This window comes from Gordonia sp. (in: high G+C Gram-positive bacteria) (assembly GCF_049299075.1).
In the GTDB taxonomy this organism is placed as follows: Bacteria; Actinomycetota; Actinomycetes; order Mycobacteriales; family Mycobacteriaceae; genus Gordonia.
In genome coordinates, this window is the sequence record NZ_JBAQWU010000358.1 from 1 (window position 1) to 2,799 (window position 2,799).

Below are 2,799 nucleotides of genomic sequence, written 5' to 3' on the forward strand. Positions count from 1 at the left end.
GGGCACCGGCGAAGTACCGGAAGTGGTCGATGGCCAGCGGGATGTCGGCGGCCAGGGTCTCGCGAACCGCCTTGCCGTTCTCCCAGCATTCGGCGACGGCGATGGCCTCCAGATTCGCCTCCATCACGTCGGCGATCCGGTTGAGCACCAGGGACCGTTCGGCGGCTGGCGTCTTGCCCCAGGCCGGTGCGGCGGCGTGTGCGGCATCCAGCGCGAGCTCGATGTCTTCGGCCGTGGAGCGGGCCACCTCGCAGAAGGTCTTGCCGTCGATCGGCGACGGATTCTCGAAGTACTGACCCTTCACCGGCGGCACCCACTGGCCGCCGATCCAGTTGTCGTACCGGGACTGGTAGCTCATCAGCGAGCCTTCGGAACCGGGCTTGGCGAAAACAGCCATGGGAACTCCTTGTGTGCGGTGGTGTCAGTACTTCATAGGAAGTGATCTGACGCACACACTAGGTGGAAAGTGGTTGCAGTCACGTTGCAACGTTGCAAACGGTGCCGTGGACGACCCTGCCGCCACCGGTCAAGGGCCACCGTCAGCCCACGCCGTACCGGCGGTCGGCCAGCCGGACCCGTCCGGCGGCGACCGCGCGCTGTGGATGGCCGGTCGGCAAAACCGTCGCCAGTCGCTGCCAGGCTGCGGCGTCATCGCGTCCGTGCGGCGACGACGTCCACGCGGTCAGGGCCCGGGGATCAGCGCTGGCAAGGACCCGTGAACGCAGGTCCTCGAGCAGTTCCTCGAACAGGCCGACGATCCCGGGTGCGGTGGAGGAGGCGAGCAGTCCGCCACCGCCGAGCGTCCGCACCGCGCCAGGCAGGTCGTTGTTGATCAGTCTACGAACCTCGCCGACATCGGAGTCGAGCTCGACGGTCAGCCGGTAGGGCCGTGCGGCGATCAGGTCGCCGAGTTCGCGGCGTAAGCGGGAAATCTCCGCCCGTACGGTCACCGAGCCGAGCTCCTCGTCGGAAAGCAGAACCGCCACCTGATCGGTGTTCAGGCCTTCGGGGTGGGCGTCGAGGAGGAGCAGAATCTCGGCGTGCCGCGGTGACAGACTGCCGCGCGCTCTGCCGGGCGCCGCCCAGGCCAAGCCGTCGAGAACGCTCAAGTGGTGGCTTCGGGCCGGTGGGGCGACCGGAGCGGACAGGTCGACGGCCTGCGATCCCAGCAGCAGCTCCACGGCGGCAACCACCGAACGCACGGCGGCCAGCGCGAAGGGTGCGGCGGCAGCCGGGCCGCCGGTCACATCGATTGCGCCGAGAAGTTCGCCGGTCGCCGGATCGTGCACCGGAGCCGCAGCGCAGTTCCATTCGTGCACCGAACTCGCGAAATGCTCCGGACCAAGGATCTGGACGCCGCGGTTGACCGCCAGCGCCAGCCCGGGCGCATTGGTTCCGACGGTGTCCTCGCTCCAGACTGAACCCTCGACGAAGTTGATCGCCGCGGCCCGGTCGAGCGCGGCCCGGTCGCCCTCCACCCAGAGCAGTCGACCGTCGCGATCAGTCAGGGCGACGACGACGCCGGCATCGGCGAGGTCGTCGAGCATCAGAGACCGCACCAGGTCGCGCGCACCGGCGAGCCGATGTGCGGCGCGGTACTCGGCGAAGCGGTCGCCGCGCAAGGCACTGCCCGCTGCCCCGCTCGCGGCATGCGCCGGGTCCACACCGCGCGCCGCCGAACGCAGCCATGAGTCGCGAACCACTGAGCGCACCGCCTCCGCGGACGGCTCGGCGCCCGCGAGGAATCGTTCGTAGGCGCGGCGGATGTGCACTAGCGTGGCGTCAGCCAAGGTCACCTCCGCGGACGGTGCCGCGCTGCGACGCGGACACGGGAAATCAGGACGACTCGGGACGGGTCGTACGTTCGATTCTGCAGTGCGAGTGTGATGTCGGCAATAATCGATCCCAGCGGGTCCCGGTGCGCATGTGTCGGGCGAGTGAGGAGAACTGATGACAGGCAAGACCGATACCGCAGCCACGGCGGCCTCGAAGTCGGCGGTCGACGACCCGGTGACGGTCGACCCGGTGACAGTCGACGAGGTGGCGGTCAACGCCCCCGCGGCCGACGTGACGGCCGCCGACGTGGCGCCCGCCGGATCGTCGGCGACCGAACAAGCGGTGCCGGCCGCGCCGTCGGAGGTATCGACGCGCAAGGAAGTGGCGCGCCGCGGCCACGACCAGGGCCGTACGGTGATCGCGGAGACCGTGGTCGCCAAGATCGCAGGCATCGCGGCCCGGGAGATCGACGGCGTTTACGGGCTGGGCGGTGCCGGTGAGCGGATGGTCGGCAAGGTTCGCGACGTGATCCCTGGGGCTTCGGCCAGCGTGACGCAGGGTATTCATGTGGAGGTCGGTGAGCGGCAGGCGGCTGTCGATGTCGAGATCGTCGCCGAGTACGGTGTCGCCATCCATCAGCTCGCCAATGCCATCCGCCGCAATGTGGTCGGCGCGATCGAAGGTATGACCGGGCTGGAAGTCACCGAAGTGAACGTGACTGTGCGTGATATCCACGTTCCCGGAACTGACGCCGACAACGGCACCAACGCGAACGCGCAGCCGCCGCGCGTCCAGTGATGCGGCAGACGTCGATCGGCGGGCCCGACGCGGTGGGCGAGCAGGCCGCGGAGATCGCCGCGGCGGTGGCGGCGGTGCCCGGGGTGACGGCCCTGTCCGGCGGCGCTTTCGGGACCGTCGCCACCTACCTGCCGGGGCGCCGCGTGCTCGGTGTCGCCCGCCGCGACGCGGGGTGGGAGGTCGTCGTCGTCGCTGAACTCGGCTACGACCTGTCCGCGATAGCCG

At 69.6% G+C, this 2,799-nt stretch carries 3 protein-coding genes and 1 pseudogene; 2 read left to right on the forward strand and 2 right to left on the reverse strand.

Going from position 1 to position 2,799, the window contains the following annotated elements; all coding sequences use genetic code 11:
- Positions 1 to 397 (reverse strand): aldehyde dehydrogenase family protein (locus WAW85_RS11295; RefSeq protein WP_422559705.1); only part of this gene is annotated, 397 nt, incomplete at its 3' end.
- 142 nt (positions 398 to 539) lie between these two features.
- Positions 540 to 1,796, reverse strand: a complete 1,257-nt coding sequence (locus tag WAW85_RS11300; protein WP_422559706.1) for a transcriptional regulator — start codon at positions 1,794 to 1,796, stop codon at positions 540 to 542.
- A gap of 154 nt (positions 1,797 to 1,950) precedes the next feature.
- Between WAW85_RS11300 and WAW85_RS11305 the strand changes: the two genes are divergently transcribed.
- Entirely contained in the window at positions 1,951 to 2,574 is a 624-nt protein-coding gene (locus tag WAW85_RS11305; RefSeq protein ID WP_422559707.1) for an Asp23/Gls24 family envelope stress response protein, read from the forward strand.
- Positions 2,574 to 2,799, forward strand: a pseudogene (locus tag WAW85_RS11310) (hypothetical protein); the annotation flags it as partial. The gene WAW85_RS11305 and the pseudogene WAW85_RS11310, both read left to right, overlap by 1 nt.

Bases quoted from the DNA above. Each gene is read 5' to 3' on its own strand.
- WAW85_RS11305 (WP_422559707.1), top strand. From the start codon at position 1,951: ATGACAGGCAAGACCGATACCGCAGCCACGGCGGCCTCGAAGTCGGCG.